The 25,410-nt window shown below is 41.9% G+C and carries 25 protein-coding genes, 1 rRNA gene and 2 other annotated features; all 26 genes read right to left on the bottom strand.

Going from position 1 to position 25,410, the window contains the following annotated elements; translation table 11 throughout:
• Positions 1-172 precede the first annotated feature (172 nt).
• Positions 173-3,742 carry a DNA-directed RNA polymerase subunit beta gene (gene rpoB, locus J7E52_RS25005; RefSeq protein ID WP_214751061.1) on the bottom strand — a complete coding sequence of 1,190 codons (3,570 nt, stop codon included), beginning with the start codon at positions 3,740-3,742 and terminating at the stop codon, positions 173-175.
• 238 nt (positions 3,743-3,980) lie between these two features.
• Positions 3,981-4,586, bottom strand: a complete 606-nt coding sequence (locus tag J7E52_RS25010) for a class I SAM-dependent methyltransferase (protein ID WP_214751085.1) — start codon at positions 4,584-4,586, stop codon at positions 3,981-3,983.
• Positions 4,587-4,781: 195 nt separating this feature from the next.
• Positions 4,782-5,141: a 50S ribosomal protein L7/L12 gene (rplL, locus tag J7E52_RS25015; RefSeq protein WP_034305050.1), complete on the bottom strand. Its 360-nt coding sequence runs from the start codon at positions 5,139-5,141 to the stop codon at positions 4,782-4,784.
• A gap of 61 nt (positions 5,142-5,202) precedes the next feature.
• A complete protein-coding gene (gene rplJ / locus J7E52_RS25020; protein WP_137016894.1) occupies positions 5,203-5,703 on the bottom strand; it encodes a 50S ribosomal protein L10 in 501 nt (166 codons plus the stop codon).
• Positions 5,704-5,742: 39 nt separating this feature from the next.
• Positions 5,743-5,893 (bottom strand) — a sequence feature (ribosomal protein L10 leader region).
• 46 nt (positions 5,894-5,939) lie between these two features.
• Positions 5,940-6,635, bottom strand: a complete 696-nt coding sequence (gene rplA / locus J7E52_RS25025) for a 50S ribosomal protein L1 (protein ID WP_061141095.1) — start codon at positions 6,633-6,635, stop codon at positions 5,940-5,942.
• Between the two features lie 104 nt (positions 6,636-6,739).
• Positions 6,740-7,165: a 50S ribosomal protein L11 gene (gene rplK / locus J7E52_RS25030; protein WP_034305057.1), complete on the bottom strand. Its 426-nt coding sequence runs from the start codon at positions 7,163-7,165 to the stop codon at positions 6,740-6,742.
• 174 nt (positions 7,166-7,339) lie between these two features.
• Positions 7,340-7,873 carry a transcription termination/antitermination protein NusG gene (nusG, locus tag J7E52_RS25035; RefSeq protein WP_048677866.1) on the bottom strand — a complete coding sequence of 178 codons (534 nt, stop codon included), beginning with the start codon at positions 7,871-7,873 and terminating at the stop codon, positions 7,340-7,342.
• Between the two features lie 257 nt (positions 7,874-8,130).
• A complete protein-coding gene (secE, locus tag J7E52_RS25040) occupies positions 8,131-8,313 on the bottom strand; it encodes a preprotein translocase subunit SecE (RefSeq protein ID WP_214751063.1) in 183 nt (60 codons plus the stop codon).
• 50 nt (positions 8,314-8,363) lie between these two features.
• Entirely contained in the window at positions 8,364-8,513 is a 150-nt protein-coding gene (gene rpmG, locus J7E52_RS25045; protein ID WP_101225867.1) for a 50S ribosomal protein L33, read from the bottom strand.
• Positions 8,514-8,714: 201 nt separating this feature from the next.
• Positions 8,715-9,347 carry an RNA polymerase sporulation sigma factor SigH gene (gene sigH, locus J7E52_RS25050; protein ID WP_094246690.1) on the bottom strand — a complete coding sequence of 211 codons (633 nt, stop codon included), beginning with the start codon at positions 9,345-9,347 and terminating at the stop codon, positions 8,715-8,717.
• 85 nt (positions 9,348-9,432) lie between these two features.
• Entirely contained in the window at positions 9,433-9,942 is a 510-nt protein-coding gene (locus J7E52_RS25055) for an NYN domain-containing protein (RefSeq protein ID WP_034305067.1), read from the bottom strand.
• 4 nt (positions 9,943-9,946) lie between these two features.
• Positions 9,947-10,690, bottom strand: coding sequence for a 23S rRNA (guanosine(2251)-2'-O)-methyltransferase RlmB (gene rlmB, locus J7E52_RS25060; protein WP_137016895.1), 744 nt, complete (start codon positions 10,688-10,690; stop codon positions 9,947-9,949).
• On the bottom strand, positions 10,687-11,109 hold the full coding sequence (locus J7E52_RS25065) for a Mini-ribonuclease 3 (RefSeq protein WP_214751065.1): 423 nt from the start codon (positions 11,107-11,109) through the stop codon (positions 10,687-10,689). The genes rlmB and J7E52_RS25065 overlap by 4 nt, the downstream gene beginning before the upstream one ends.
• Before the next feature lie 3 nt (positions 11,110-11,112).
• Entirely contained in the window at positions 11,113-12,510 is a 1,398-nt protein-coding gene (cysS, locus tag J7E52_RS25070; RefSeq protein WP_214751067.1) for a cysteine--tRNA ligase, read from the bottom strand.
• A 1-nt stretch (position 12,511) separates the two neighbouring features.
• Entirely contained in the window at positions 12,512-13,153 is a 642-nt protein-coding gene (gene cysE / locus J7E52_RS25075) for a serine O-acetyltransferase (protein WP_286198069.1), read from the bottom strand.
• A 93-nt stretch (positions 13,154-13,246) separates the two neighbouring features.
• Positions 13,247-13,495, bottom strand: a binding site (T-box leader).
• Between the two features lie 42 nt (positions 13,496-13,537).
• On the bottom strand, positions 13,538-14,995 hold the full coding sequence (gltX, locus tag J7E52_RS25080; RefSeq protein ID WP_214751069.1) for a glutamate--tRNA ligase: 1,458 nt from the start codon (positions 14,993-14,995) through the stop codon (positions 13,538-13,540).
• Positions 14,996-15,085: 90 nt separating this feature from the next.
• Positions 15,086-15,565, bottom strand: coding sequence for a 2-C-methyl-D-erythritol 2,4-cyclodiphosphate synthase (gene ispF / locus J7E52_RS25085; RefSeq protein WP_134784433.1), 480 nt, complete (start codon positions 15,563-15,565; stop codon positions 15,086-15,088).
• Between the two features lie 14 nt (positions 15,566-15,579).
• Positions 15,580-16,269 carry a 2-C-methyl-D-erythritol 4-phosphate cytidylyltransferase gene (gene ispD / locus J7E52_RS25090; protein WP_214751071.1) on the bottom strand — a complete coding sequence of 230 codons (690 nt, stop codon included), beginning with the start codon at positions 16,267-16,269 and terminating at the stop codon, positions 15,580-15,582.
• Between the two features lie 21 nt (positions 16,270-16,290).
• A complete protein-coding gene (locus J7E52_RS25095) occupies positions 16,291-17,388 on the bottom strand; it encodes a PIN/TRAM domain-containing protein (RefSeq protein ID WP_214751073.1) in 1,098 nt (365 codons plus the stop codon).
• Positions 17,389-17,615: 227 nt separating this feature from the next.
• Positions 17,616-18,689, bottom strand: coding sequence for a DNA integrity scanning diadenylate cyclase DisA (gene disA / locus J7E52_RS25100; RefSeq protein ID WP_214751075.1), 1,074 nt, complete (start codon positions 18,687-18,689; stop codon positions 17,616-17,618).
• 2 nt (positions 18,690-18,691) lie between these two features.
• On the bottom strand, positions 18,692-20,080 hold the full coding sequence (gene radA / locus J7E52_RS25105) for a DNA repair protein RadA (RefSeq protein WP_214751077.1): 1,389 nt from the start codon (positions 20,078-20,080) through the stop codon (positions 18,692-18,694).
• A 198-nt stretch (positions 20,081-20,278) separates the two neighbouring features.
• Positions 20,279-22,720, bottom strand: a complete 2,442-nt coding sequence (gene clpC, locus J7E52_RS25110) for an ATP-dependent protease ATP-binding subunit ClpC (RefSeq protein ID WP_214751079.1) — start codon at positions 22,718-22,720, stop codon at positions 20,279-20,281.
• Between the two features lie 129 nt (positions 22,721-22,849).
• Positions 22,850-23,926 carry a protein-arginine kinase McsB gene (mcsB, locus tag J7E52_RS25115; RefSeq protein ID WP_214751081.1) on the bottom strand — a complete coding sequence of 359 codons (1,077 nt, stop codon included), beginning with the start codon at positions 23,924-23,926 and terminating at the stop codon, positions 22,850-22,852.
• Positions 23,923-24,474 (bottom strand): protein-arginine kinase activator protein McsA, encoded by a 552-nt coding sequence (mcsA, locus tag J7E52_RS25120; RefSeq protein WP_214751083.1) that lies wholly within the window; start codon positions 24,472-24,474, stop codon positions 23,923-23,925. Before mcsA ends, mcsB begins: the two co-directional genes overlap by 4 nt.
• A gap of 21 nt (positions 24,475-24,495) precedes the next feature.
• On the bottom strand, positions 24,496-24,957 hold the full coding sequence (locus J7E52_RS25125; protein WP_048677843.1) for a CtsR family transcriptional regulator: 462 nt from the start codon (positions 24,955-24,957) through the stop codon (positions 24,496-24,498).
• A gap of 350 nt (positions 24,958-25,307) precedes the next feature.
• Positions 25,308-25,410, bottom strand: a 5S ribosomal RNA gene (gene rrf, locus J7E52_RS25130); the annotation flags it as partial.

Raw genomic sequence — 25,410 nt, forward strand, 5'->3', positions numbered from 1 at the left:
CCTTTTAATCTCCAGGTTTAACCCTTGATTGCCGTCAAATATCAGGCAATCTTACACCGGATGATGGTTGATTGAATCAATAAGGCTCTAACAAGGCAGCATGATCTTCAAATGAACAACTTGCTGCCAGTCAGAGCGGGTAATATATAACTAGAAATGTTTATATTTAATTTTATTCTTTGACAGGTGCCCCTACTTCGGAAGCAACCATATCTTTAGATTCTGAATCAAGGCTTAATTTGTCTGCTTGGTTGGCTTCATCTTCATCTTCCAAATCACGCATTTCGATTTCACGATCTTCGGCATTGAGGATTTTAACATCCAATCCTAAACTTTGAAGCTCCTTAATCAATACTTTGAAGGACTCAGGAACGCCTGGTTCAGGGACATTTTCACCTTTGACAATGGCTTCGTACGTTTTAACACGACCAACGACATCATCTGATTTAACGGTTAGGATTTCTTGTAATGTATAAGCAGCACCGTAAGCTTCAAGTGCCCATACTTCCATCTCACCGAAACGCTGTCCACCAAATTGCGCTTTACCACCAAGTGGTTGCTGCGTAACAAGGGAGTAAGGTCCAGTTGAACGTGCATGAAGTTTATCATCGACCATATGTGCCAGTTTGATCATATACATGACACCAACTGATACACGGTTATCGAATGCTTCACCTGAACGGCCATCATAAAGGACGGTTTTTGCATCACGGGACATCCCTGCTTCTTCAATCGTACCCCAAACGTCTTCCTCAGTGGCACCATCGAATACAGGAGATGCTACATGAATGCCAAGTGCGCGTGCAGCCATACCTAAGTGAAGCTCCAGCACCTGACCGATGTTCATACGTGAAGGTACACCCAACGGGTTTAACATGATGTCGACTGGAGTGCCATCTGGTAAATAAGGCATATCTTCTTCAGGAAGAATCCTAGAGATTACCCCTTTGTTACCATGTCGTCCAGCCATTTTATCGCCTTCATGGATTTTACGTTTTTGAACGATATATACACGTGCTAGTTGGTTTACACCAGGAGGCAGTTCATCGCCATCTTCTCTGTTGAAAACTTTAACATCAAGAACGATTCCTCCGCCGCCGTGAGGTACACGAAGTGATGTATCCCTTACTTCACGTGCTTTTTCACCGAAGATTGCATGTAATAGACGTTCCTCGGCAGTCAGTTCCGTTACACCTTTAGGCGTGACTTTACCAACGAGAAGGTCTCCGTCTTTCACTTCAGCACCCACACGGATAATTCCGCGCTCATCAAGATTACGAAGCGCATCTTCCCCTACGTTAGGGATATCACGGGTGATTTCTTCAGGCCCTAATTTTGTATCGCGTGATTCAGATTCATATTCTTCAATATGAATGGAAGTGTACACATCATCCTTAACCAATCGTTCGCTCATGATGATGGCATCTTCATAGTTGTATCCATCCCAAGTCATGAAGGCAACCAATACGTTACGTCCAAGTGCCAACTCACCTTTTTCCATTGAAGGACCATCAGCAAGAATTTCACCTTTTACGACGTTGTCGCCAACACTTACGATAGGGCGTTGATTATAGCACGTTCCTTGGTTGGAACGAATGAATTTTAATAGACGGTATTTATCAAGGTTTCCTTTTACTTGCTGTCCGTCAACTTCACTTACCCTACGTACCCATACTTCACGTGATTCAACGTGCTCTACGATACCAGGGTGTTTACAGATGACAGCAGCACCGGAGTCTTTCGCTGAAACATACTCCATACCCGTTCCGACTCGAGGGGCTTCCGGTTGAAGCAAAGGAACTGCTTGACGTTGCATGTTCGCTCCCATAAGGGCACGGTTGGAGTCATCATTTTCCAAGAAAGGAATACATGCAGTCGCAGCAGATACAACTTGTTTAGGAGATACATCCATGTAATCTACGCGGTCACGCGGAACAACGGTATTTTCACCGCGGAAACGTGCAACAACATCATCATCAAGGAATGAGCCGTCATCAGACAGGCGTACATTCGCTTGGGCAACTACATAATTATCTTCCTCATCAGCTGTTAAGTAATCGATTTGGCTCGTAATTCTACCTGTTTCAGGGTCCACACGGCGATATGGTGTTTCAATGAAGCCATATGGGTTAACCTTTGCAAAACTGGATAACGAGTTAATCAAACCAATATTCGGTCCCTCAGGCGTTTCAATCGGACACATACGGCCATAGTGGGAATAATGAACGTCACGTACTTCAAAGCCAGCACGCTCACGTGTAAGACCACCAGGTCCCAATGCAGATAGACGACGTTTATGCGTCAATTCAGCCAACGGGTTCGTTTGGTCCATGAATTGGGAAAGCTGCGAGCTTCCAAAGAACTCTTTAATTGATGCAATGACCGGGCGAATGTTGATTAGTTGCTGTGGAGTGATTGTGTTCGTATCCTGAATGGACATTCTTTCACGGACAACACGCTCCATACGGGATAAACCAATTCTAAATTGGTTTTGCAGCAATTCACCAACGGAACGTAGACGACGGTTACCTAAATGGTCAATGTCATCCGTGATTCCCACACCATGCAATAAGTTAAAGAAATAACTGATGGAAGAAATGATATCAGCCGGTGTAATGTTTTTGACCTGGTCGGTCACATAGGCATTACCGATGATATTGATCACTTTTTCGCCTTCAGCATCGTTTGGTGCAAACACTTTAATAGGTTGAAGAAGAGTTTCTTCTTCCACTACACCACCTGATGGATGGAATGTTTTGAATCCGATTCCACCTTCTATATGAGGCAGGATTCTATCAAGAGTCCGACGGTCAAGCATCGTACCTTTTTCAACGATGATTTCACCTGTTTCAGGGTCAATCAAAGTCTCTGCAATACGTTGTCCGAATAAACGGTTCTTAATATGCAGTTTTTTGTTTATTTTATAACGGCCTACATTAGCTAAATCATAACGTTTTGGATCAAAAAAGCGTGATACTAAAAGACTTTTCGCGTTTTCGACAGTAGGCGGTTCACCTGGGCGTAGACGCTCATAGATTTCTAGTAATGCTTTTTCCACACTCTCAGTGTTATCCTTTTCAAGAGTGTTGCGAAGGTATTCGTTGTCTCCGATCAAATCGATGATTTCTTGATCTGTTCCGAATCCAAGGGCACGCATCAATACCGTGATCGGTAATTTCCTGGTGCGATCGATTCGAACATACACAACATCCTTGGCGTCTGTTTCATATTCGAGCCATGCACCACGGTTAGGAATAACGGTCGCAGAGAACCCAAGCTTACCGTTTTTATCCATTTTCCCATTGTAGTAAACACTCGGTGAGCGCACTAATTGGGATACAATTACCCGTTCAGCACCATTGATGACAAATGTACCTGTTTCAGTCATCAGCGGGAAGTCACCCATAAATACATCCTGGTCTTTCACTTCCCCTGTTTCTTTGTTAACAAGGCGCACTTTCACACGAAGTGGTGCAGAATACGTAACATCGCGTTCTTTTGTTTCTTCCACAGAATACTTCGGCTCAGCTAAGCTGTAATCGATGAATTCTAACGATAAATTACCTGTAAAATCCTCAATAGGAGAAATATCCTGGAACATTTCCTTTAAACCTACATCTAGAAACCATTGATAAGAAGCTGTTTGAATTTCAATCAGATTCGGAAGATCCAAAACCTCACTGATTCTTGCATAACTTCTACGTTGGCGGTGTCGTCCATACTGAACAAGTTGACCTGTCAACTGATTCACCCCTTAAATCAAGCGTTATAAGGATCCATTTGCCTCGGAAAAGGAATCATTTCCATAGACAAAAAGAAAATGGTTTTTATTTTAAAAACCACTATTTCTCATAAAACGAACTATTATTTATATATTTTTCCCATATTATCCATTGATTATACACCAATGGTATAAAAATTGCATAGTTACGGAATTATATATATGCATTTTATAATACTAACATAGCGAAAATTTAGAGTCAAACCTTTTTGGATAATAGTATATAGTAACCTTTTTTCTTAACGGGCACTTCAATATTTCCAAATAATTGCTCCATTTTATCCATTGCGGATGGAGCCCCTTGTTTTTTTTGAATGACAACCCATAATTCTCCACCAGCTACCAAACTACGATAGCTTTCTTCTAAAATTTCGTGGACTACACTTTTACCTGCGCGAATGGGAGGGTTCGTAAGAATCGCCGCGAATTGATTGGAGCCAACTTTGTCAAAACGATCACTTTCGTAAATCTTCACATTTGCAATCCCATTGGAAGCGGCATTCTCTTTTGACAATTCAACTGCCCGGCTATTTATATCAATCATTTCTATCGTTCTATCGGGATAAGCTGCCGCAATCGATATTCCGATTGGTCCATAACCGCAACCAACATCGAGAATATCACCTTCCACAGCTTCATTAAGGTTAAAACTCTCAACCAAAAGACGCGATCCGAAATCAACTTCCTTTTTCGAAAAAACACCATTATCACTTTTGAAGCGAAATGTACGTCCCTTTAATGTGAAATCCCAAAATTTCGGATTGCTTACGACATCCGGTTTATGTGAGTAGTAATGCTCTGTCAGAGTCATCTCCCCCTATCAGAAAGGAATATTGAAGATTTAATGAGAGAAGAGAATTGAAGAATGGATGCTTGCACGCCGGAATGTTCGAATAACGAAACCCTCGTTATCAATCCATTAACGGCTAGTTTCCGTCATTTCTTTAAAAATGAAGAAAAAAAGCCCGCCAGTGATAGCGAGCTTTTTGTTTATGCAAGATTACTTAACTTCAACGCCAGCTCCAACTTCTTCAAGTTTAGCTTTGATTTCTTCAGCTTCTTCTTTAGAAGCAGCTTCTTTGATTGCTTTTGGAGTGTTGTCAACAAGTTCTTTTGCTTCTTTAAGTCCAAGACCTGTAACTTCACGTACAGCTTTGATAACTTTGATTTTTTGATCTCCAGCAGATGTAAGGATTACATCAAACTCAGTTTTTTCTTCAGCAGCAGCGCCACCAGCAGCAGCTACAGCTACAGGTGCAGCAGCAGTTACGCCAAATTCTTCTTCGATTGCTTTTACAAGGTCGTTTAATTCTAAAACAGTCATATTTTTAACTGCTTCAATGATTTGATCTTTAGTCATTTTTATTTCCTCCTCGAAATGGTTGGTTTTTTTGAATCAGTAGGCTAAATAAGCGGTCAGCTTACGCGCCTTGTTCTTCTTTTTGCTCTGCAACAGCTTTTGTAGCAAGAGCAAGTCCGCGCATAGGTGCTTGTAGCACGCTGAGTAGCATTGAAAGTAGGCCTTCGCGTGAAGGTAGTTCTGCAAGAGCTTTAATTTCTTCAGCAGTTGCAACATTTCCTTCGATAACTCCAGCTTTGATTTCTAACGCTTCATGTTTTTTCGCAAAATCGTTAAGGATTTTTGCTGGCGCAATAACATCTTCAGTTGAGAATGCAATTGCGTTTGGTCCTGTTAATGATTCGTTCAAAGCGCTAAGTTCAGCACTTTCCGCAGCACGGCGAGTCATAGAGTTTTTGTAAACTTTAAACTCAACGCCAGCTTCACGAAGTTGCTTACGAAGTTCTGTTAATTCAGCAACAGTCAATCCACGGTAGTCAACAACTACTGTTGATTGGCTTGAAGTTAACTTATCAGAAATCTCAGCAACGATTTTTTGCTTTTGTTCAATAATTGCGTTCATCCTTACACCTCCTGTAGATTTGCTTGAAAACATTTATACCGTTTCAAAGAAAAAGCCTTCATCTCTATTGCAGACATGAAGGCAGTAATTTCAAAAGTCATAGTCCAGGACTATTATTATCGAATTACCTCGGCAGGGAATTAAGCTCGTAACGAGCACCTACTGTCTACGGTACAAATAGTATTCATTTATTCACAACAAAACTTATTATAACAATAATAGTTTTGGTATGTCAATTATTTATTGAAAGTAGAAGGATCAACTTTCACGCCAGGGCCCATTGTAGTTGTTACAGAAACGTTTTTCATGTAAGTTCCTTTAGCAGCCGCAGGTTTAACTTTCAATAATGTATCATAGATAGTAGTGAAGTTTTCCACTAGTTTAGCATCCTCGAAAGATACTTTACCGATTGGAGCATGGATGTTACCAGCTTTATCTACGCGGTATTCAACTTTACCAGCTTTGATTTCATTAACAGCTTTCGTTACATCGAAAGTTACTGTGCCAGTTTTAGGGTTAGGCATTAAACCTTTAGGTCCTAATACACGGCCAAGTTTACCAACTTCACCCATCATGTCTGGAGTCGCAACGATTACATCGAATTCGAACCATCCTTGTTGGATTTTGTTGATGAAGTCAGATTCACCAACGTAGTCAGCACCAGCAGCTTCCGCTTCTTTTGCTTTTTCGCCTTTAGCGAATACTAATACGCGTTGAGTTTTACCAGTACCATTCGGAAGAACAACAGCTCCACGAATTTGTTGGTCAGCTTTCTTAGGGTCTACGCCTAAACGGAAAGCCACTTCAACAGTCGCATCGAATTTTGCGAAGTTTGCTTTTTTAGCAACTTCGATTGCTTCAGTTACAGCATAAGCCTTAGAAACTTCTACAAGCTTAGCTGCTTCAAGATACTTTTTACCTTTTTTCGCCATGATATAAATCCTCCTAAATTGTGGTTTTAACGGAATGACCTCCCACGAATAAAGGTTGCGAGTATCAATCGCAACCCCGTAGAAACAAATAGCAATTACATGGATTAGTCTTCGATGACAATACCCATGCTGCGAGCAGTACCTTCAACCATACGCATTGCAGCTTCAACGCTTGCAGCGTTTAGGTCAGGCATTTTAGTTTCAGCAATCTCGCGCACTTGATCACGCTTGACTGTAGCAACTTTATTACGGTTAGGTTCACCAGAACCAGACTCGATACCAGCTACTTTCTTAAGCAATACTGCAGCCGGCGGAGTTTTTGTAATGAATGTAAATGAACGGTCTTCAAATACCGTGATTTCAACAGGAATAATTAGACCAGCTTGATCTGCTGTACGAGCGTTGAACTCCTTACAGAATCCCATGATGTTTACACCAGCTTGACCTAATGCAGGACCGACTGGCGGTGCCGGATTCGCTTTACCAGCAGGAATTTGCAATTTAACCATTTTAATTACTTTTTTAGCCACGAGACACACCTCCTTATAAGTCCGTGATGTGGTAATAGGGTAATACCCTCCCACTCATCTTGAATTCTTTATATATTAATAAAGAATGCTTGTATCGTTGAGGCCTAAAAATTGAAACATACTGACCTTTGAAATTTTACCACTTTCAAAAGGCAATTTCAAGTTTTTTTCCGTTTATAATTTTTCCACTTGATTAAAATCAAGTTCAACCGGTGTATCACGGCCGAACATATTGACTAGGACCCTTACTTTTCCTTTATCTTTATCAAGTTCTTCAATTGGCCCTGCAAAGGTTGCAAATGGTCCTTCTTTAACTTGAACCGTATCACCGATTTCAAAATCAACTTCGATTTTGCTTTCATCTACGCCCATTCGCTTAAGAACGACTTCAATTTCTTCCGGCAGCAATGCAGTCGGTTTTGACCCAGCTCCAGATGAACCTACGAAACCTGTTACGCCAGGCGTATTCCGGACAACATACCATGAATCATCCGTCATGATGATCTCAACCAACACATAACCTGGAAACACTTTCTTTTTGGTCACTTTCTTTTTGCCATCTTTCACTTCTGTTTCTTCTTCTTCTGGAACTACAACGCGAAAGATCTTGTCTTCCATCCCCATAGTTTCAACACGTTTTTCCAAGTTAGCCTTAACCTTGTTCTCATAACCTGAATAGGTGTGAACTACATACCAATTCTTTTCCATGTGTTAGGACTTTAACGTCCTTCCCTCCCTGCAATCAATCATTTTCTTTATTAATCTTTATCTTTGAACGTTTTAGCCAAAAAACCATACAGGCGTCATCCCGACTTAACTAGAATATATTGTGATGAATCATATTACAGCAGTGCTCGATATTGAACTTCTTCACTTATTAAAAAAGACAAATTAAAAAACCCGTTTCCGGGCTTTTCTGCTGACACATATTATTCTATCACTATTATACCTTATTTTCGAATCTCTTATTCAATAACTAAGCGAATTAATTCGGAAATGCCCAAATCCACCACTGTAAAGAATAATGCCATAAATAATACAGTCGTTACAACCACGATCGTATATTTGGTAAGCTCCTTGCGTTTCGGCCAGCTTACTTTTTGCATTTCGCGAGCGACTCCGCTGAAAAATTCGGTAAAACGTTTCATGAATGTACCTCCAAGCATTAGAAGCTTCTGTCAATCTATTTATAAAACGGTTATTTCGTTTCTTTATGAATCGAGTGGGAATTGCACGTACTGCAAAATTTCTTGATTTCCAGTCGTTCGCCGCTTGTCGATTGTTTGCTTTCATAACTATAATTCCTTGTACCGCAATCAGTGCAGGCAAGAACTATTTTTTTTCGCATTAGATACACCTATCCTATCTACTATATCCATAAAACCTTATCACGGCTGTTTTTTATTGTCAATATCAAAGCGGGTTTCGACGATTATGGACACCGGAAATCAAAATATCGGTTTACTTGACACTCATTGAAAATCTTAGTGAATAATAAACTTCCATGTGGAGAAGGGACAGATGAAATTAAGCGGAAAAAGCGGAGGGATTATAAACTGATTTCCCTTACTTCCAGATAGCGCTCGAGCTTTCTTTTCACCCGCTGAAGGGCGTTGTCGATTGACTTAACATGCCGGTTCAACTCTTCCGAAATTTCTTGGTAGGTTTGTCCATCCAGGTAAAGAGCTAACACTTTTCTCTCAAGATCACTCAGGAGCTCGGCCATCTTTAATTCGATATCGTCAAACTCTTCTTGGTTGATGATCAGTTCTTCCGGGTCCAAAACTTTCGTACCCGATATAATATCCATTAGAGTTCGATCCGATTCCTCATCATAAATGGGCTTGTCCAGGGAAACATAGGAATTGAGCGGAATATGTTTTTGACGTGTTGCTGTTTTGATAGCTGTAATGATCTGCCTTGTAATGCATAGTTCTGCAAATGCTTTAAAAGAAGATAACTTATCCCCTTTAAAATCACGGACTGCTTTATATAAACCAATCATACCTTCTTGCACGATGTCTTCCTTATCGGCACCAATCAAGAAATAAGTCCTTGCCTTCGCTCTTACAAAATTACGATACTTTTGGATCAAATAATCCAGCGCTTCACTGTCTCCAGTGTGCACCAACCCTATCAATTCATCATCCTCAAACTGCAGATACTTTTCGTTCAGCTTCATTCCGAATTTGAGACCCACATTTTATCCCCCTGACCTGACTCAGATAGAAATATTATACAGCAGGTAAATTTTACCCGTCAATGGTTCAAATTTTACCCCGGCGCCATTTTTCGAAAATTTCTGCCACTTCTTCACTTAAAGGAATTTTAGCCACGGGTCTTATCGTCGTTGTTTTTCTTACATCTTTCTTGATTTCGCCTTGAATTTCTTCCATTTCAATAAGCAGTTCACGAGCGGATTTCCTTAGGGCCCCTTGGCCAAAGATCACCCACTGTTCCGTGAAGTCAGAGGTTGCCACTTGAATTTGCGTTTTGACATTATTCAGTTCAATGGCCATCTTTTCTATTCTTTCATCCGCAGTTTCATTTTCTTTTGTAAAAATTACGTCAACTTTGTGATTTTTGAATATGCGGGCAATTCCCTGAACATATTGAGCGTCAAATACGACAATTACACGGTATCCGGTAAATGCTTGATATTCCGCCATCATTTCTATCAACCGGTCTCTTGCAGCAGCAAGATCCCGTTCTTTTAATTCTCTCAGTTCCGGCCAAGCTCCAATAATGTTATAACCGTCCACCAACAGAATATTCATTTCATCATTGCCCTAGGGGATTTCTTTTTCTATAAACCTCATACATCAATAAACCGGCTGCTACCGATGCATTTAACGAAGTTACTTGACCTGCCATAGGGAGACGGACGAGAAAATCACATTTATCCTTCATTAACCGGGCCATGCCTTTTCCTTCACTGCCGATAACAAGTCCGATAGGCATCTTCCCATCCATGTTACGGTAATCATCGCTGCCTTTCGCATCGGTACCTACTATCCATACCCCACGCTCTTTCAACTCTTCCACCGCTCTTGCCAAATTTGTGACGCGAGCTACCGGAATATATTCGATTGCACCCGTCGAGGCTTTTGCCACTGTTGCCGTCAAGCCCACCGCTCTTCTTTTTGGAATGATGATGCCATGGGCCCCGACTGCATCAGCCGTCCTCATGATCGAACCTAAATTATGCGGATCTTCAACTTCATCAAGGATCATGAAAAAAGGTGCTTCGTCCCGTTCAGCCGCTTTTGCGAATAGGTCATCCAGCTCCACATATTCATATGCAGCCACTTGTGCGATAACGCCTTGATGGATGCCTTCTGCCATTTGGTCAATTTTTTTCTTCGGTACGATTTGCACGAATACCTTCTTTTCCTTCGCCAGACCGATGAGTGGTTGCATCGAGCCTTTTTGCGAGCCCTCGGCTATCCAAATTTTATTAATATCCCGTTCGGAGCGAAGTGCTTCCAATACGGGGTTTCTGCCAATGATATATTCTTCGCTCATGGGTTACTCCCCTTTTCTTCTTCAATGTATTCAATGGATTTTTTGATGAGTTCTTCCATTCTTTCTATTCGGCCGGATAAATACAAAAATCCCATAAGTGCCTCGAAGGCTGTACTGTAGCGATACGTTTGCACATCCGTATTCTTCGGTACCGTACCGGATTTTGCATTTCGGCCGCGCCTAACGACAGCGGATTCCTCTTCCGATAACCAATCTGACTCCAGGAAAAAGTGGATGACTTTATTTTGCGCTTTAGCCGCTACAAAAGATGTAGCTTTTTTGTGAAGTAGATTGGGCTTGACCGATCCTTTTTGAATGAGGTGATGCCGTATATACGTTTCGTATACAGCATCACCTATATATGCTAAAGCAAGACTGTTCAGCATTTTTGCATCTACCTTACTATCGTAATGAAGCATTACTTACCCTCTTTTCCATCTTGTACCTTGAGGGGTATCCTCTAATATGATATTCATGTTTTTCAAGCGATCACGAATTTCATCAGATAACCCAAAATTGCGGTCTTTCCGCGCTTGAATTCTCTGCTGTATCAACCCTTCAATTTCTTCATCCAAAAGCCCCTCTTCTTCAAGGGATAAACCCAGGACAGAAAATAAGATATTGAATTTATCAAGGAAAGCATCAATCACTTCCTTGTCTGTGTTTTTCTCCATCAAGTAATAATTAGCCTGTTTGGAAAGTTCAAAGAGCATGGATATTGCATTAGCTGTGTTGAAATCATCGTCCATCTCCTTAATGAATTGTTCATGTAATTCATTCAGCTTCTCCAACCAAACATCATTATTCTCAGTCAATCCGTCACTTACTTGAAGGCGATGCTTTAAGTTTTGATAAGATGTCCTTAAGCGATCAAGGGACGCTTTTACATTTTCAAGCACTTCTTCACTATAATTGATGGGATGACGGTAATGTACAGATAACATGAAGAAGCGTAACACTTGTGGATCATGCTTCTGAATGATGTCATGCACAAGGACGAAATTGCCTAAGGACTTAGACATTTTTTCATTCTCAATATTTATATACCCGTTATGCATCCAATAATTCGCAAAGGTCTTCCCCGTCAATGCTTCGGATTGTGCAATTTCATTTTCATGATGCGGGAAAGCCAGATCTTGACCTCCTGCATGAATATCGATTGTATCGCCCAAATACTTTTTGACCATTGCGGAGCATTCGATATGCCAGCCAGGACGCCCCTTACCCCATGGGCTCTCCCAAGATATCTCATCATCCTTGGCCGTTTTCCAAAGGGCAAAATCAAGGGCATCTTGTTTTTTCTCCCCTATTTCAATGCGGGCCCCCACTCGCAGCTCATCAATGGACTGATGTGAAAGCTTTCCATACCCCTCAAACTTACGAGTGCGGTAATACACATCCCCTTCAGATTCATAAGCGAATCCTTTCTCAATTAATGCCGAGATGAATTCAATGATTGCATCCATGTTCTCCATTACGGTTGGGTGAGCATCCGCTTTTTTGCAGCCCAATGCCGACACGTCTTCAAAATAAGCCTTGATGAAACGCTCTGATATGGTCGGGACATCTTCACCCAATTCTTTTGCCGCGCGAATCAGCTTATCATCCACATCCGTAAAGTTCGAAACGAATTGCACATCATATCCACGGTAATCCAAATACCTACGAACGGTATCGAATACGATTGCCGGTCTTGCATTACCTATATGAATGTAATTATAGACAGTGGGTCCGCATACATACATCTTCACCTTTCCCTCTTCAATCGGGACGAAGGTTTCCTTTTTTCTTGTTGCTGTGTTATATATTTTAATCGCCATATTATAGACTCCTTTCTTCCTGCTTCTGTTCAGCCAGCTTCTCTCTTAAGGCCCTGAGTTCACTATCCAATTCCTTAAAGCGATCAGCGATTGGATCAGGAAGATCACAATGATTTAGGTCTTTATTGATTTTGATACCATCTTGAATGACCACTTTACCTGGAATGCCCACCACTGTAGAATTAGGTGGCACTTCCTTTAAAACGACCGATCCTGCACCGATTTTTGAGTTTTCCCCAACGGTGATGGAACCCAGCACTTTTGCTCCTGTAGCAATCAGAACATTATCCTTTATCGTAGGATGACGTTTTCCCTTTTCCTTTCCTGTCCCCCCAAGGGTTACGCCTTGAAAGACAGATACATTGTCTCCAATTTCACAAGTTTCACCAATGACGATCCCCATTCCATGGTCAATGAAGAAACGACGGCCAATCGTAGCCCCTGGATGAATTTCAATTCCGGTAAAAAAACGACTGATTTGAGATATACTTCTTGCCAGGAAAAAGAATTTCTTCTTAAATAGTGCGTGAGCCATCCTATGACTCCAAATCGCATGTAAACCCGCGTACGTCAATATGACTTCCAAGTAACTGCGCGCAGCAGGATCTTGATCAAAAACCACTTCGATATCCTCTTTAAACATCTTTAACAAAATGATTCCCCCCTATGTTCCGTCCTTTTCCAACATCCCCTTTGAAGCTTTTAAAGCATATAAAAAAGCGTCTCTGTCCAAATAGACAGAGACGCTTGAAGCGCGGTTCCACTCTGTTTGGAATGTAGAAACCAGGTAAAGCTTTTTCCTGTTTTTTCATCCCCAACTTTAATCCCTGTAACGGAGGACATTCCGCCTGTGCCTACTATAGGTTAGTTCAGCAAAGGACTCAAGGGTGCATTTCAGAAAACGAGAGGCTTGAACCACTTTCAGCAGGTTATGGTTCTCTCTAAAAAGCTTCGTTTACTTACTTCTCCCCATCTACGCGTTCTTTTGTAAGATTATTAAATACTATATTACATTTTCGACAAATTGTTAATATAAAATACTCTGAATACGCTGTTTAATTTTTTCTTTGCCCAGTAATGAAATCGCCTTAGGCAAGTCAGGACCATGTGTTTGACCCGTGACGGCAGCCCTTATCGGCATGAATAATTTTTTCCCTTTATGACCTGTGCTTTTTTGTACGGCTTTAATCGACTTCTTGATTTCATCCGCGTTAAATTCTTCAAGCACTTCGATCTCCTGAAGGAAAGCTTTCATGACTTCCGGTACCTGTTCTTCAGCCAGTACTTCCTTAGCTTCTTCCTCGAACACGACCTCATCCTTGAAAAACAGTTCCGAAAGCTCGACTATTTCCGCTCCATAGCTCATCTGCTCTTGAAAAAGGGAAACTAGCCCATGTACCCACTCTTCTTCTTCGGCAGTCAGTGTCTCTGAAACCTTCCCGGCTTTAATTAAGTGAGGCATTGACAATTCCACTGCACGATTTCCGTCCAATTGCTTCACATATTGGTTATTCATCCATGTAAGCTTTTGTTTATCGAATAGTGCAGGCGATTTAGACAACCGGTCAGCATCGAAAAGATTAATGAATTCTTCCTTCGTGAAAATCTCTTCTTCCCCGACCGGAGACCATCCAAGTAATGTTATGAAATTGAATAAAGCTTCAGGTACATAACCAAGCTCTTCATATTGCTCAATGAATTGAATGATCGACTCGTCACGTTTACTCAGTTTCTTCCTGCTTTCGTTTACAATCAGAGTCATATGTCCGAATACCGGCGGTTCCCAGCCGAAAGCTTCATAAATCATCAATTGTTTTGGAGTATTGGAGATATGATCATCACCGCGAAGGACATGGGAAATCTTCATCAAGTGATCATCGACGGCCACTGCAAAGTTATAGGTTGGTATGCCATCTTTTTTTACGATAACAAAATCACCAAAGCCATCTGTTTCAAAAGAAACCTCATCCTTGACCATATCTTTGAAAGTAAGGACCTTCCCAGCTGGAATGGCAAAGCGAATGCTCGGTTTTCTTCCTTGAGCCACTAGTTCCGCTTGCTCTTCTTCAGTTAAATGCTTGCACTTCCCTGAATATTTTGGCGTTTCATTCCGTTCGACCTGTCCTTCACGCTCTGCTTCAAGCTCTTCTTCCGTACAATAGCATTTATATGCCAAACCCTTATCTAAAAGCTCTTGATACAATTCCTGATAAAGGTCGTTCCTTTCGGATTGACGATATGGCCCGTATTCACCGCCAACATCAACACCTTCATCCCAATCAATGCCAAGCCATTTCAAATATTTAAGCTGACTTTCCTCTCCGCCTTCAATATTTCTCTTTTGGTCGGTATCTTCAATACGGATGATGAATTTCCCGCCTTTATTTCGTGCGTATAAATAATTAAATAAAGCAGTCCGTGCATTACCAATATGTAAATGTCCAGTCGGACTCGGTGCATAGCGAACTCGAATATCGCTGCTCATGATATATATAGACCTCCCAGTCGTTCTATTCTATTGTATATATTATCATTTAAATACATTGGGATAAAGGCATCCACTATAAAAACGAATTTAGTTTGATTTAACCAATAAGACTACAGCCTGTGCCGCGATTCCTTCGCTCCTGCCTGTAAATCCAAGTTTCTCGGTAGTGGTCGCCTTTACATTAATTCTGTCTATCGACGCATCTAAGAGTTCAGCAATCCTACCTCGCATTTCCTCAATATACGGTGCCATTTTAGGACTTTGTGCAATGATTGTACAGTCCGCATTGCCTAGGGAATATCCTTCTTTTTTTACAATTGCCCAAATATACTGCAGCAGTTTTGCCGAATCAGCATCTTTAAATTCAGGATCGGTATCCGGAAAATGCTTACCGATATCCCCTGCACCAATTGCACCCAAGCAGGCATCAGCAACAGTATGCAGAAGGACATCCGCATCAGAATGCCCTAGCAAACCTTTCTCATACGGAATCGTAATCCCGCCAATAATCAAAGGTCTGCCCTCCACAAGCTGATGAACGTCATATCCTTGTCCTATTCTAAACATATCATTCTCCCCAATCATCTTTTTCCATGTTGTTGTTTATGTAAAATCGCTTCTGCAAAATATAGGTCTTCCTGAGTCGTAATTTTAATATTATCATAATTGCCCTCAATAATAACTACCTGTTCATTGATCCGCTCTAGTAAACTTGCATCATCCGTCCCTAAAAATGCTTCCGCTTCTGCCTGTTCATACGCCCTTTTTAATATGGATACACGAAAAGCTTGTGGAGTTTGCACCGCCCACAAGCTTGATCGTTCCACTGTTTCCATTACCTTTTGGTTTGCCGCTTTTTTAATCGTATCCTTAACGGGCACTGCAATTACGGCACCTCCATGAAGGGAGGCGGCGGCAGTCAATTCACTGATTTGCCCAAGATTGATAAAAGGGCGAGCACCGTCGTGGACCAGGATGATTTCTTCTCCTGCATGTTGCAGTCCATTATAAACGCTTTGTTGGCGCTCCTTGCCACCCATGACCAGTTTCTTGACCTTTTTAAGCCCATACGCTGCTATCAATTGACTGAAATAATCCTTTTCTGCCGGGTTTATCGAAAGGATAATCCCCCGACAGTCAGGATCTTCTTCGAAGACCCGCAATGTATAAACAATAATCGGGATGCCCGATAGTTCAATAAAAAGTTTATTCTTGCCCGCCTTCATTCTTTTGCCTTGTCCAGCTGCAGGTATCACTACTTCATAAAACATAACGGTTTCTCCTACTCTTCTTTATAATGCTTTTTCTAATAGTTTCGGTTTAGCGAAGATCATACGGCCTGCAGAGGTTTGCAATACACTTGTGACAAGTACATCGATGCGTTTCCCGATATGGTCACGGCCACCCTCGACAACGATCATGGTGCCATCGTCTAAATAAGCGATGCCCTGGTTCTGCTCTTTCCCGTCCTTGATGACCTGGACATTCATCTCTTCCCCAGGAAGTACAACAGGTTTTACGGCATTGGCCAGGTCATTGATATTAAGGACCGCCACATTTTGAAACTCACATACTTTGTTTAAATTGAAATCATTGGTAACGACCATTCCGCCCGATATTTTGGCAAGCTTCACTAGTTTACTGTCCACTTCCTGAATGTCTTCAAAATCCCCCTCGTACATCTCCACTTTAATCGGAAGGTCTTTTTGAATCCGATTCAAGATATCCAAGCCACGTCTTCCGCGATTCCTTTTCAATGCATCAGATGAATCGGCAATGTGCTGCAGTTCGTTTAATACGAATTGAGGAATGACTATGGTACCCTCCAGAAAGCCCGTCTGACAGATATCCGCAATTCTTCCATCAATGATGACGCTTGTATCGAGAATCTTCAGCCGCTTGCTATACCCCTCTTCATCCTCTTCGCTTGCTTCACCATCAGTATTCTTTTTCTTATTGCCTTTCATGAATAAACTCAATAGCTCATCACGTTTTTTAAAGCCCACCTGAAAACCAAGATAACCGAATAAAAGCGTAAGGATGATAGGTACCACTGTATTTAAAATAGGAACCTTGATGGCACTGAATGCGGAGCCAACCAAGAACGCCGCAAGCAGTCCCACTAAAAGACCGACGCTGCCAAAGATTATATCCGTTATTGGTATCTTTACAAGCTGTTCCTCCAGCCACTTCATAAAATAGATCACATGATCTACTGCCCAAAAAGTTATAAGATAAAAGATAATGGCACCCAACAGTACACTTACATAAGGATTGTTTAATAAAGCAATATCGTCTGCATGTAAAACAATTAATAATTCAGGAATTAGTAACATACCAAGTGTTCCGCCGACTATTAAGAAGCATGCTTGTATAATGCGTTTTAACATCCCTTTCACCTCCTTCTACTCATTATTGACCAATAAAATAAAATGAAACCTTCGAAAATTCGTTTTCATTATATACGTTAAATTCACTTAAGGAATTAGTGGATTTACAAATATGACTTCTTCTCTTTTTCGTAATATTAGCCTAGCACCCTGAGTTTTGAGTGTCAAAAATAAACACCAATCAATTTCAAGCTGTTTCAGGAGAATGTTAAAGGGCCAGTTGCACCTTACATCCTTCTATTTGTGACCAGCTGATTTTTTAAAATGCGGAGTCCTTCTTTGATTTTATTGGCGCGGACTTCGCCTATGCCCTCCACATCGTCAAGGTTTTCAACCGTAGCTTTATTGACTTCACTAAAGCTTCCGAACTGTTTCACTAAATTTTCGATGATCAAACCCGGCAGGCGTGGGATTTTATGAAGAATACGGTAACCACGGGGATGTACTGACTCATCAAGATGTATGTATCCATGATAGCCCAGCACCTTCAGAAGAATGCTTTCATCCAGTTTTTCCTGCATGGCCAACTCTTGAAGCCTAAAAATGATTTCCTCGGGATTTTCATCATTACTGGATGTATAATCCTTGATAAGCCATTTTCCTTCCGTTTCAATATCTGCCAGGATTTCATTCATTTGCAAACGGATCAATCTTCCTTCAGTACCAAGCTCATTAAGGTACGTTAGTAGCTCGGCCTTGATTCTGAGTACCATTACATAACGGTGAAATACCTGCAAAAGGTCGGCATAGGTCACGATTTCCTCAAACTCGAGCGCTCCTAAAACCGATATGCTCTGCTGCAGGACCACCTTGTATTTTTCCAAGGTCTGGATGGCTAAATTAGCCTTAGCAAGTATGACTCCTATATCTTTAAGGGCATACCGGAAATTGCCTTGATATAAAGTGATGACATTCCGACGTTGTGAGATTGCGACGACCAACGACTTGGTCTCCCTTGCCACACGTTCCGCTGTCCTATGCCGCATTCCCGTTTCAGTGGAAGGTGTGCTATTATCGGGAACTAATTGGGCATTTGCGAAAATGATCTTATCGGCTGTTTCATTTAAAATGATGGCCCCGTCCATCTTCGCCAACTCATATAGTGTGCTGGGGGTACAGCTGCAGTTGATTTCGAAGCCGCCATCCACGATCGTTCGCACCTTATCGTTATATCCGACCACTATCAAACCACCTGTATTTGCCCTCAGGACATTTTCAATACCCTCCCGAAGCGGGGTACCCGGTGCTACAATTTGCAGGATTTCCAATTTTGTTTTCTCGTACCCTTTTTTATCTGTCATACTTAACCCCCTAACGATTGTTTAAGAGCCTCCGAAACCGATGAAACACCAACGATCTTAATACCTTTCGGCGCAGTCCATCCCCCTATATTATTAGCCGGTATGATAACCCGCTCAAACCCTAATTTCGCAGCTTCCTGCACCCTTTGTTCAATTCGTGACACCCTTCTGACTTCCCCAGTCAGCCCCACTTCACCAATGATGCAATCGGCAGGGTTTGTTGGTTTATCACGGAAGCTTGATGCAATGCTTATTGCGACAGCGAGGTCAATTGCCGGTTCATCCAGCTTAACACCACCAGCAACCTTTAAATACGCATCCTGGTTTTGGAGCAGCAAGCCCACTCTCTTTTCCAGAACAGCCATTAAAAGCGAAACACGATTGTGGTCGATTCCCGTGGCCATTCGCCTCGGGTTTCCAAAACTCGTAGGTGAAATCAATGCTTGAATTTCGACAAGCACCGGCCTTGTGCCCTCCATGGATGCGACGACTGTGGAACCTGAAGCTCCTTGCGACCGTTCTTCAAGGAAAATTTCCGATGGATTCGCAACCTCTTCCAATCCATGTTCTTTCATTTCAAAAATACCCATCTCATTCGTCGAACCAAAGCGATTTTTGACCGCACGTATAATTCGATATGTATGGTGTCTTTCTCCTTCAAAATATAAAACGGTGTCAACCATGTGCTCAAGCAGCCGCGGCCCCGCAATGGCCCCTTCCTTTGTAACGTGTCCGACGATAAAGATCGCAATCCCGTTCGTCTTAGCAATGCGCATGAGTGAGGCTGTGCATTCCCTCACTTGTGAAACGCTTCCCGGGGCAGATGTAACTTCCGAATGGTATACCGTCTGGATGGAGTCAATAATGACCAAATCCGGTTTTACCTCTGTAATTGCCTGTTGGATATAGTCCATATCGGTTTCAGCATAAACGAATAGATGTTCCGACATGGTCCCAAGCCGATCCGCTCTCAATTTGGTCTGCTTGACTGATTCTTCACCTGATATATATAGCACTTTTTTCTGTTTATGCGCCAATTGTGATGATACTTGTAAAAGCAGGGTGGACTTACCGATACCCGGGTCCCCTCCGATCAATACAAGTGATCCCTGTACGATCCCGCCCCCTAGAGCACGGTTCAATTCCATTAAATCCGTCGTAATCCTGGGTTCTTTTTCTGATTGAATGGTCGTTATGGGTGCTGCCTTCTCCCGTTCCCCGGAACCTCTAACCTCTGAATTGGTAAAAGCACCCTTCCTAGCAGGTTTAACGATTTCGGTTTCCTCGACCATTTTGTTCCATTCACCGCATCCTGGGCATTTTCCCATCCATTTCGGGGACTCATATCCACAAGACTGACACATAAATTTCGTTTTCTTCTTTACTGCCATACATTACTCCTCTTCCTTTGGAAAAAATATCTATATTAAGGATATTATATCTCTGTTTTATTTAAACCTTCTAAAGGCTAAGTTTTTTTAAAAAAATATTCACCCTGCTTGTCCCACTTATACTCATATCTACCTATGGATAAAAAACAGAGGTACACTGCAAAAGAATCTGCGTGTACCTCGAAGTTTAGGATCAGGTTATTCACTTACATTAACAGGCTCGCCTTGTCGGATTGCAAACTCATTATTCACGACATCCATCACGACCGTTTGCCCTTTTTTGACGTTGCCCTTAAGCAACTCTTCGGATAGATAATCCTCTACATGCTTCTGAAGCGCCCTGCGGATTGGCCGTGCCCCGTATTCAGGATCAAAACCTTCCGTAGCAATTTTTTCTCTAGCCGCATCTGTCAGCTCCAAGTATATCTCCTGTTCTTTCAAACGGGTAGTAAGCTGATTTGACATTAATGTAACGATTTGTTTCAAATGATCCTTCTCTAATGAGTGGAACACGATAGTTTCATCAATACGATTCAGGAATTCCGGACGGAATGCACGTTTGAGTTCTTCCATCACTTTCCCTTTCATATTTTTATAGTCCTGGCCAGTATCCTGGATGTTAAAGCCGACATACTTATCAGTTTTCAAGGCCGACGCCCCTACATTCGATGTCATGATCAGAATGGTATTCCTGAAATCGACAGTACGCCCTTTGGAATCTGTCAGTCTTCCGTCTTCCAATACTTGAAGAAGGATATTGAAGACATCCGGATGCGCCTTTTCTATTTCATCGAGAAGAACGACGGAGTATGGTTTCCTCCGCACTTTTTCCGTTAACTGACCGCCTTCTTCGTATCCAACATATCCTGGAGGGGATCCAACAAGACGTGAAGTCGAATGTTTCTCCATATATTCGGACATATCGATGCGGATCATGGCATCTTCATCACCAAAAATGGATTCAGCCAAAGCACGGGCAAGCTCGGTTTTACCGACCCCTGTAGGTCCCAAGAAGATGAATGAACCAATTGGACGTTTAGGATCTTTCAAACCTGCTCTGGCACGACGTACTGCTTTAGAAACCGCAATGACGGCCTCTTCCTGCCCAATTACACGATCATGGAGGATTGACTCCATATTAAGCAGTTTGTCTGACTCTGTTTGCGCCAATTTAGTGACTGGCACTCCCGTCCAGCTGGATACGACGTGTGCAATGTCATCCACAGTCACTTCACTGTTCTCCTGCCCTTGTTTTTCTTTCCAAGTCTTTTTCGTTTCTTCCAATTGTTCTCTTAAGCGTTGTTCTGTATCGCGAAGCGAAGCAGCTTTTTCAAATTCCTGACTTTGAACGGAAGCATCCTTTTCCTTGCGAACATCGTCTAGCTTCACTTCAAGTTCCTTTAAGTTAGGTGGCGTTGTGTATGAGCGCAGCCTGACCTTGGAACCAGCTTCATCAATCAAGTCAATCGCTTTATCCGGTAAAAAGCGATCGGAAATATAACGGTCGGATAATTTGACTGCGGCATCAATCGCTTCGTCAGTAATCGATACGCGGTGATGTGCCTCATAACGGTCACGCAGCCCCTTGAGAATTTGGATGGATTCCTCAATAGTCGGCTCATCGACTTGGATTGGCTGGAAACGGCGTTCAAGCGCAGCATCCTTTTCTATATACTTACGGTACTCATCCAAAGTTGTAGCACCGATACATTGCAATTCACCACGGGCCAATGAAGGTTTAAGGATATTGGAGGCATCAATGGCACCTTCTGCTCCACCTGCACCAATCAATGTATGCAATTCATCGATGAATAAGATGATATTACCCGCCTGACGTATTTCATCCATGACTTTCTTCAACCGGTCCTCAAATTCACCACGGTATTTAGTACCAGCCACAACAGTACCCATATCAAGTGTCATTACGCGTTTATCACGTAAAATTTCAGGTACCTCATTATTGATGATCTGTTGGGCAAGCCCTTCAGCAATCGCTGTTTTACCTACCCCAGGTTCACCGATCAATACTGGATTATTTTTTGTGCGACGGCTTAATACCTCAATGACACGCTGTATTTCCTTACTTCTTCCGATAACGGGATCCAAGCTTCCTTCCCTGGCAATCGCCGTTAAATCACGGGCAAGGCCATCCAGTGTCGGTGTGCTCGCATTTGAAGCGGCTGAACCTTGATGACCACCTGATTCATTGCTGCCCAAAAGCTGTAATACTTGTTGTCTGGCTTTATTTAAACTTACTCCCAGATTATTCAATACGCGGGCAGCTACACCTTCCCCTTCTCGTATAAGACCTAGAAGAACATGCTCTGTCCCAACATATGAGTGACCTAATTTTCTTGCCTCATCCATGGAAAGCTCAATGACTTTCTTGGCTCTTGGGGTATAATGTATCGTTTGAGCCGTATCCTGTCCACGGCCAATTAAATTTTCCACTTCTTTCTGAATCTTATCCGAACCCAATCCAAGAGCATATAACGCTTTTGCTGCAATACCATCGCCTTCTCGGACCAGACCCAGTAAAATATGTTCCGTGCCAATATTATTATGACCTAAGCGGATTGCCTCTTCTTGGGCTAATGCTAATACTTTCTGGGCTCTTTCAGTAAAACGACCAAACATCATAGGAATTCCTCCTTAAGAATTTTCGTTTTGAATAAAGTTGCTGGCAATTCTCTAAGTAATGGCAGAAGCTTCTTCTTGCTCCATATCTATTACAAGAAATTTGATACTCCCTAAAGAGGTCAATGACCTCTATGAGGAGGAAGTTTCCGTGAAATTCAAGCGTTCCCGGATGAGTGCTGCTCTACGGATATCCCTTTCATGGGGTCTTAAAGGGCCGCCTGCGTACTTTTGTAAAAATCCAGACTGCGTCAAAATCATCAACTCATTTAGAATGCTTTTGGAAATATTTTTTATATACCCAAGATCTATCCCTAACCTAACATCGGAGATACAGGTAGCTGCTTCCTTGGTCTCGATGATTCGAGCATTGGACAAAATTCCATATGAACGGAAAATTCTATCTTCTAATTGTATGTGGGAAGTCCTCGCTAATGCATCCCTCGCTGACCGTTCCTGGGCTATGATTTGCTGCACTACACTTGTTAGATCTTCAACGATATCCCTTTCCGACTTTCCAAGAGTAATTTGATTGGAAATTTGAAAAATATTCCCTAACGCTTGACTGCCCTCTCCATAAATCCCTCGAACCACCAACCCCAATTGGTTGATAGCCGGTATGATATTATTCATCTGCTGTGTAAGGACCAGGCCGGGAAGATGCATCATCACTGAAGCCCTTAATCCTGTTCCCACATTAGTCGGACAACTAGTTAGGTATCCTCTCTCTTCATCATATGCATAGTCTATGGATTCTTCAATCCAATCGTCAAGAACATTTGCAATCTTTAAGGTTTCCTTTAGCTGCAACCCCGACATTAAACATTGAATACGGAGATGATCCTCTTCGTTTATCATGATACTTATTTCTTCATTTTCCGAAAGGAGACATGCGCTTTTCGCTGAATCTTCAACTAAATGAGGACTGATTAAATGTTTTTCAACGAGAACGCGCTTTTCCAGTGGCTGCAATTGGTCAATCTCTAAAAGTTCCAGTTTCCCAATCTCTGGTGTCACTTCCTCTTCAATTCTTTTTTTGACCAATTCAATGATTTCTTTAGCTTCTTCATTTGAAAAGGAGGTTGGGAAGGTAAAGTCCTTGAAATTCCTGGCCAGCCGAATCCGCGAACTCAATACAATATCGATTTCCGGCCCTTCGGCACTCATCCAGGAACTCAAGGCGTTTTCTACAAACTTTTCCAAGCTCATAATTCCTCGCCTCCCTCTTGGGCCACATACCTTTTTTCAAGGGAACGAACCTTATCTCTTACCTCTGCGGCTTTCTCAAACTCCTCTTGATCAATGTGGACCTTTAAAACTTCTTTCAAATCCAAAATTTGCTTTCGAAGATAGATGGTGCCACCAATTCTTTTTGGAATTTTCCCTATATGTGCTGTATTGCCGCTATGAACCCTCTTTAAAATCGGATTTAACTGTTCATTGAACGTTTTATAACATTCGGCACAGCCAAACTTACCAATATGGACAAATTCTTTATAAGATCGATGACAATGCGGGCAACGCCTCTCTTCCGTTTTAGGAAATGCATTTGCCTTCGTCTGTTGAATATTCGACTCCATATTCAACAATCCTGCTAATAAATTATTTATTGAAAAACCAGGTCCACCTGCATCCATGAAAATTTCACCTTTTTCCTGAGCACATTTCTCACAAATCATGACTTCAGTCTTTTTTCCATTGATGATTTTGGTGAAGTGCAGGGTAGCAGGCCTTTGATGACATTCTTGGCAAATCAACGTTCATCACCTCTGCCAGTTTCATTTATATTTTAAAGTCGTAAGCATCGCAGTTAAAATTCTTGCCCTAAGCTCATCGCGGTCAGGTAGGTCGATATAAATCACCGATCTATCTATGACGCTCATCATAATCTTAGCTTCTCTTTCATTAATGACATCTTCATTCATCAGCCGTGAAATTACTCCTTCAGCCATCGATTGAGTCACCCTGGAACCAATAAGCGATAATAACTGGTTGATAAGTTGCACGGAATCCTGTGATTCCACTTTCATAATGCGTATATAACCGCCGCCTCCACGCTTACTCTCTACAACATAACCTCTCTCGATGGTAAACCTGGTATTGATTACGTAATTGATTTGAGAAGGAACACACTGAAATTTATCTGCTATTTCACTTCTTTTAATCTCTAAGATATCTTTTTGGCTTATTTCTAGTACTTGCTTCAAATAAGTTTCGATAACATCAGATATGTTTCTCACTCAGCCTCCCCCATTCTGACTTTGACTATATTTGACTATTATTATACAAGGAATAATGCATTTTGCAACTTAAACGCACTTTCTTTCTGTATTATCCATTTTCTCCAAATTATATGTAGTTACATACCCCATTGAACATTAAAGTTGAAATATCTTACATAAATACCCTAAAAGGATACATGCAAAACCTGATATTTTTCTTCTCCTTAAGGTTTCCCCACTTAAATTCTGCCCAATTCCGGAACTCACCCCAAATAAGGCCAGCCCCATGCTGTCCCTCGAAATAAAAAAACTTTTTTTAATTACGAACATCAAAAAAGACCAGCCAGAATGGCTGATCTTTCAAAATGGCTTGGCGGCGTCCTACTCTCACAGGGGGAAACCCCCAACTACCATCGGCGCTGAAGAGCTTAACTGCCGTGTTCGGAATGGGAACGGGTGTGACCTCTTCGC

Origin of the sequence: Bacillus sp. ISL-34 (assembly GCF_018613325.1) — a bacterium.
Classification (GTDB): domain Bacteria; phylum Bacillota; class Bacilli; order Bacillales; family DSM-1321; genus Peribacillus.

What these genes read in the sequence shown, in the direction of transcription:
- rplL (WP_034305050.1), bottom strand. Translation starts at nt 5,141, where the DNA reads ATGACTAAAGATCAAATCATTGAAGCAGTTAAAAATATGACTGTTTTA.
- rplJ (WP_137016894.1), bottom strand. Translation starts at nt 5,703, where the DNA reads ATGAACGCAATTATTGAACAAAAGCAAAAAATCGTTGCTGAGATTTCT.
- rplA (WP_061141095.1), bottom strand. Translation starts at nt 6,635, where the DNA reads ATGGCGAAAAAAGGTAAAAAGTATCTTGAAGCAGCTAAGCTTGTAGAA.
- nusG (WP_048677866.1), bottom strand. Translation starts at nt 7,873, where the DNA reads ATGGAAAAGAATTGGTATGTAGTTCACACCTATTCAGGTTATGAGAAC.
- secE (WP_214751063.1), bottom strand. Translation starts at nt 8,313, where the DNA reads ATGAAACGTTTTACCGAATTTTTCAGCGGAGTCGCTCGCGAAATGCAA.
- rpmG (WP_101225867.1), bottom strand. Translation starts at nt 8,513, where the DNA reads ATGCGAAAAAAAATAGTTCTTGCCTGCACTGATTGCGGTACAAGGAAT.
- sigH (WP_094246690.1), bottom strand. Translation starts at nt 9,347, where the DNA reads ATGAAGCTGAACGAAAAGTATCTGCAGTTTGAGGATGATGAATTGATA.
- J7E52_RS25055 (WP_034305067.1), bottom strand. Translation starts at nt 9,942, where the DNA reads ATGAATATTCTGTTGGTGGACGGTTATAACATTATTGGAGCTTGGCCG.
- rlmB (WP_137016895.1), bottom strand. Translation starts at nt 10,690, where the DNA reads ATGAGCGAAGAATATATCATTGGCAGAAACCCCGTATTGGAAGCACTT.
- J7E52_RS25065 (WP_214751065.1), bottom strand. Translation starts at nt 11,109, where the DNA reads ATGCTTCATTACGATAGTAAGGTAGATGCAAAAATGCTGAACAGTCTT.
- cysS (WP_214751067.1), bottom strand. Translation starts at nt 12,510, where the DNA reads ATGGCGATTAAAATATATAACACAGCAACAAGAAAAAAGGAAACCTTC.
- cysE (WP_286198069.1), bottom strand. Translation starts at nt 13,153, where the DNA reads ATGTTTAAAGAGGATATCGAAGTGGTTTTTGATCAAGATCCTGCTGCG.
- gltX (WP_214751069.1), bottom strand. Translation starts at nt 14,995, where the DNA reads ATGAGCAGCGATATTCGAGTTCGCTATGCACCGAGTCCGACTGGACAT.
- ispF (WP_134784433.1), bottom strand. Translation starts at nt 15,565, where the DNA reads ATGTTTAGAATAGGACAAGGATATGACGTTCATCAGCTTGTGGAGGGC.
- ispD (WP_214751071.1), bottom strand. Translation starts at nt 16,269, where the DNA reads ATGTTTTATGAAGTAGTGATACCTGCAGCTGGACAAGGCAAAAGAATG.
- J7E52_RS25095 (WP_214751073.1), bottom strand. Translation starts at nt 17,388, where the DNA reads ATGTTAAAACGCATTATACAAGCATGCTTCTTAATAGTCGGCGGAACA.
- disA (WP_214751075.1), bottom strand. Translation starts at nt 18,689, where the DNA reads ATGACAGATAAAAAAGGGTACGAGAAAACAAAATTGGAAATCCTGCAA.
- radA (WP_214751077.1), bottom strand. Translation starts at nt 20,080, where the DNA reads ATGGCAGTAAAGAAGAAAACGAAATTTATGTGTCAGTCTTGTGGATAT.
- clpC (WP_214751079.1), bottom strand. Translation starts at nt 22,720, where the DNA reads ATGATGTTTGGTCGTTTTACTGAAAGAGCCCAGAAAGTATTAGCATTA.
- mcsB (WP_214751081.1), bottom strand. Translation starts at nt 23,926, where the DNA reads ATGAGCTTGGAAAAGTTTGTAGAAAACGCCTTGAGTTCCTGGATGAGT.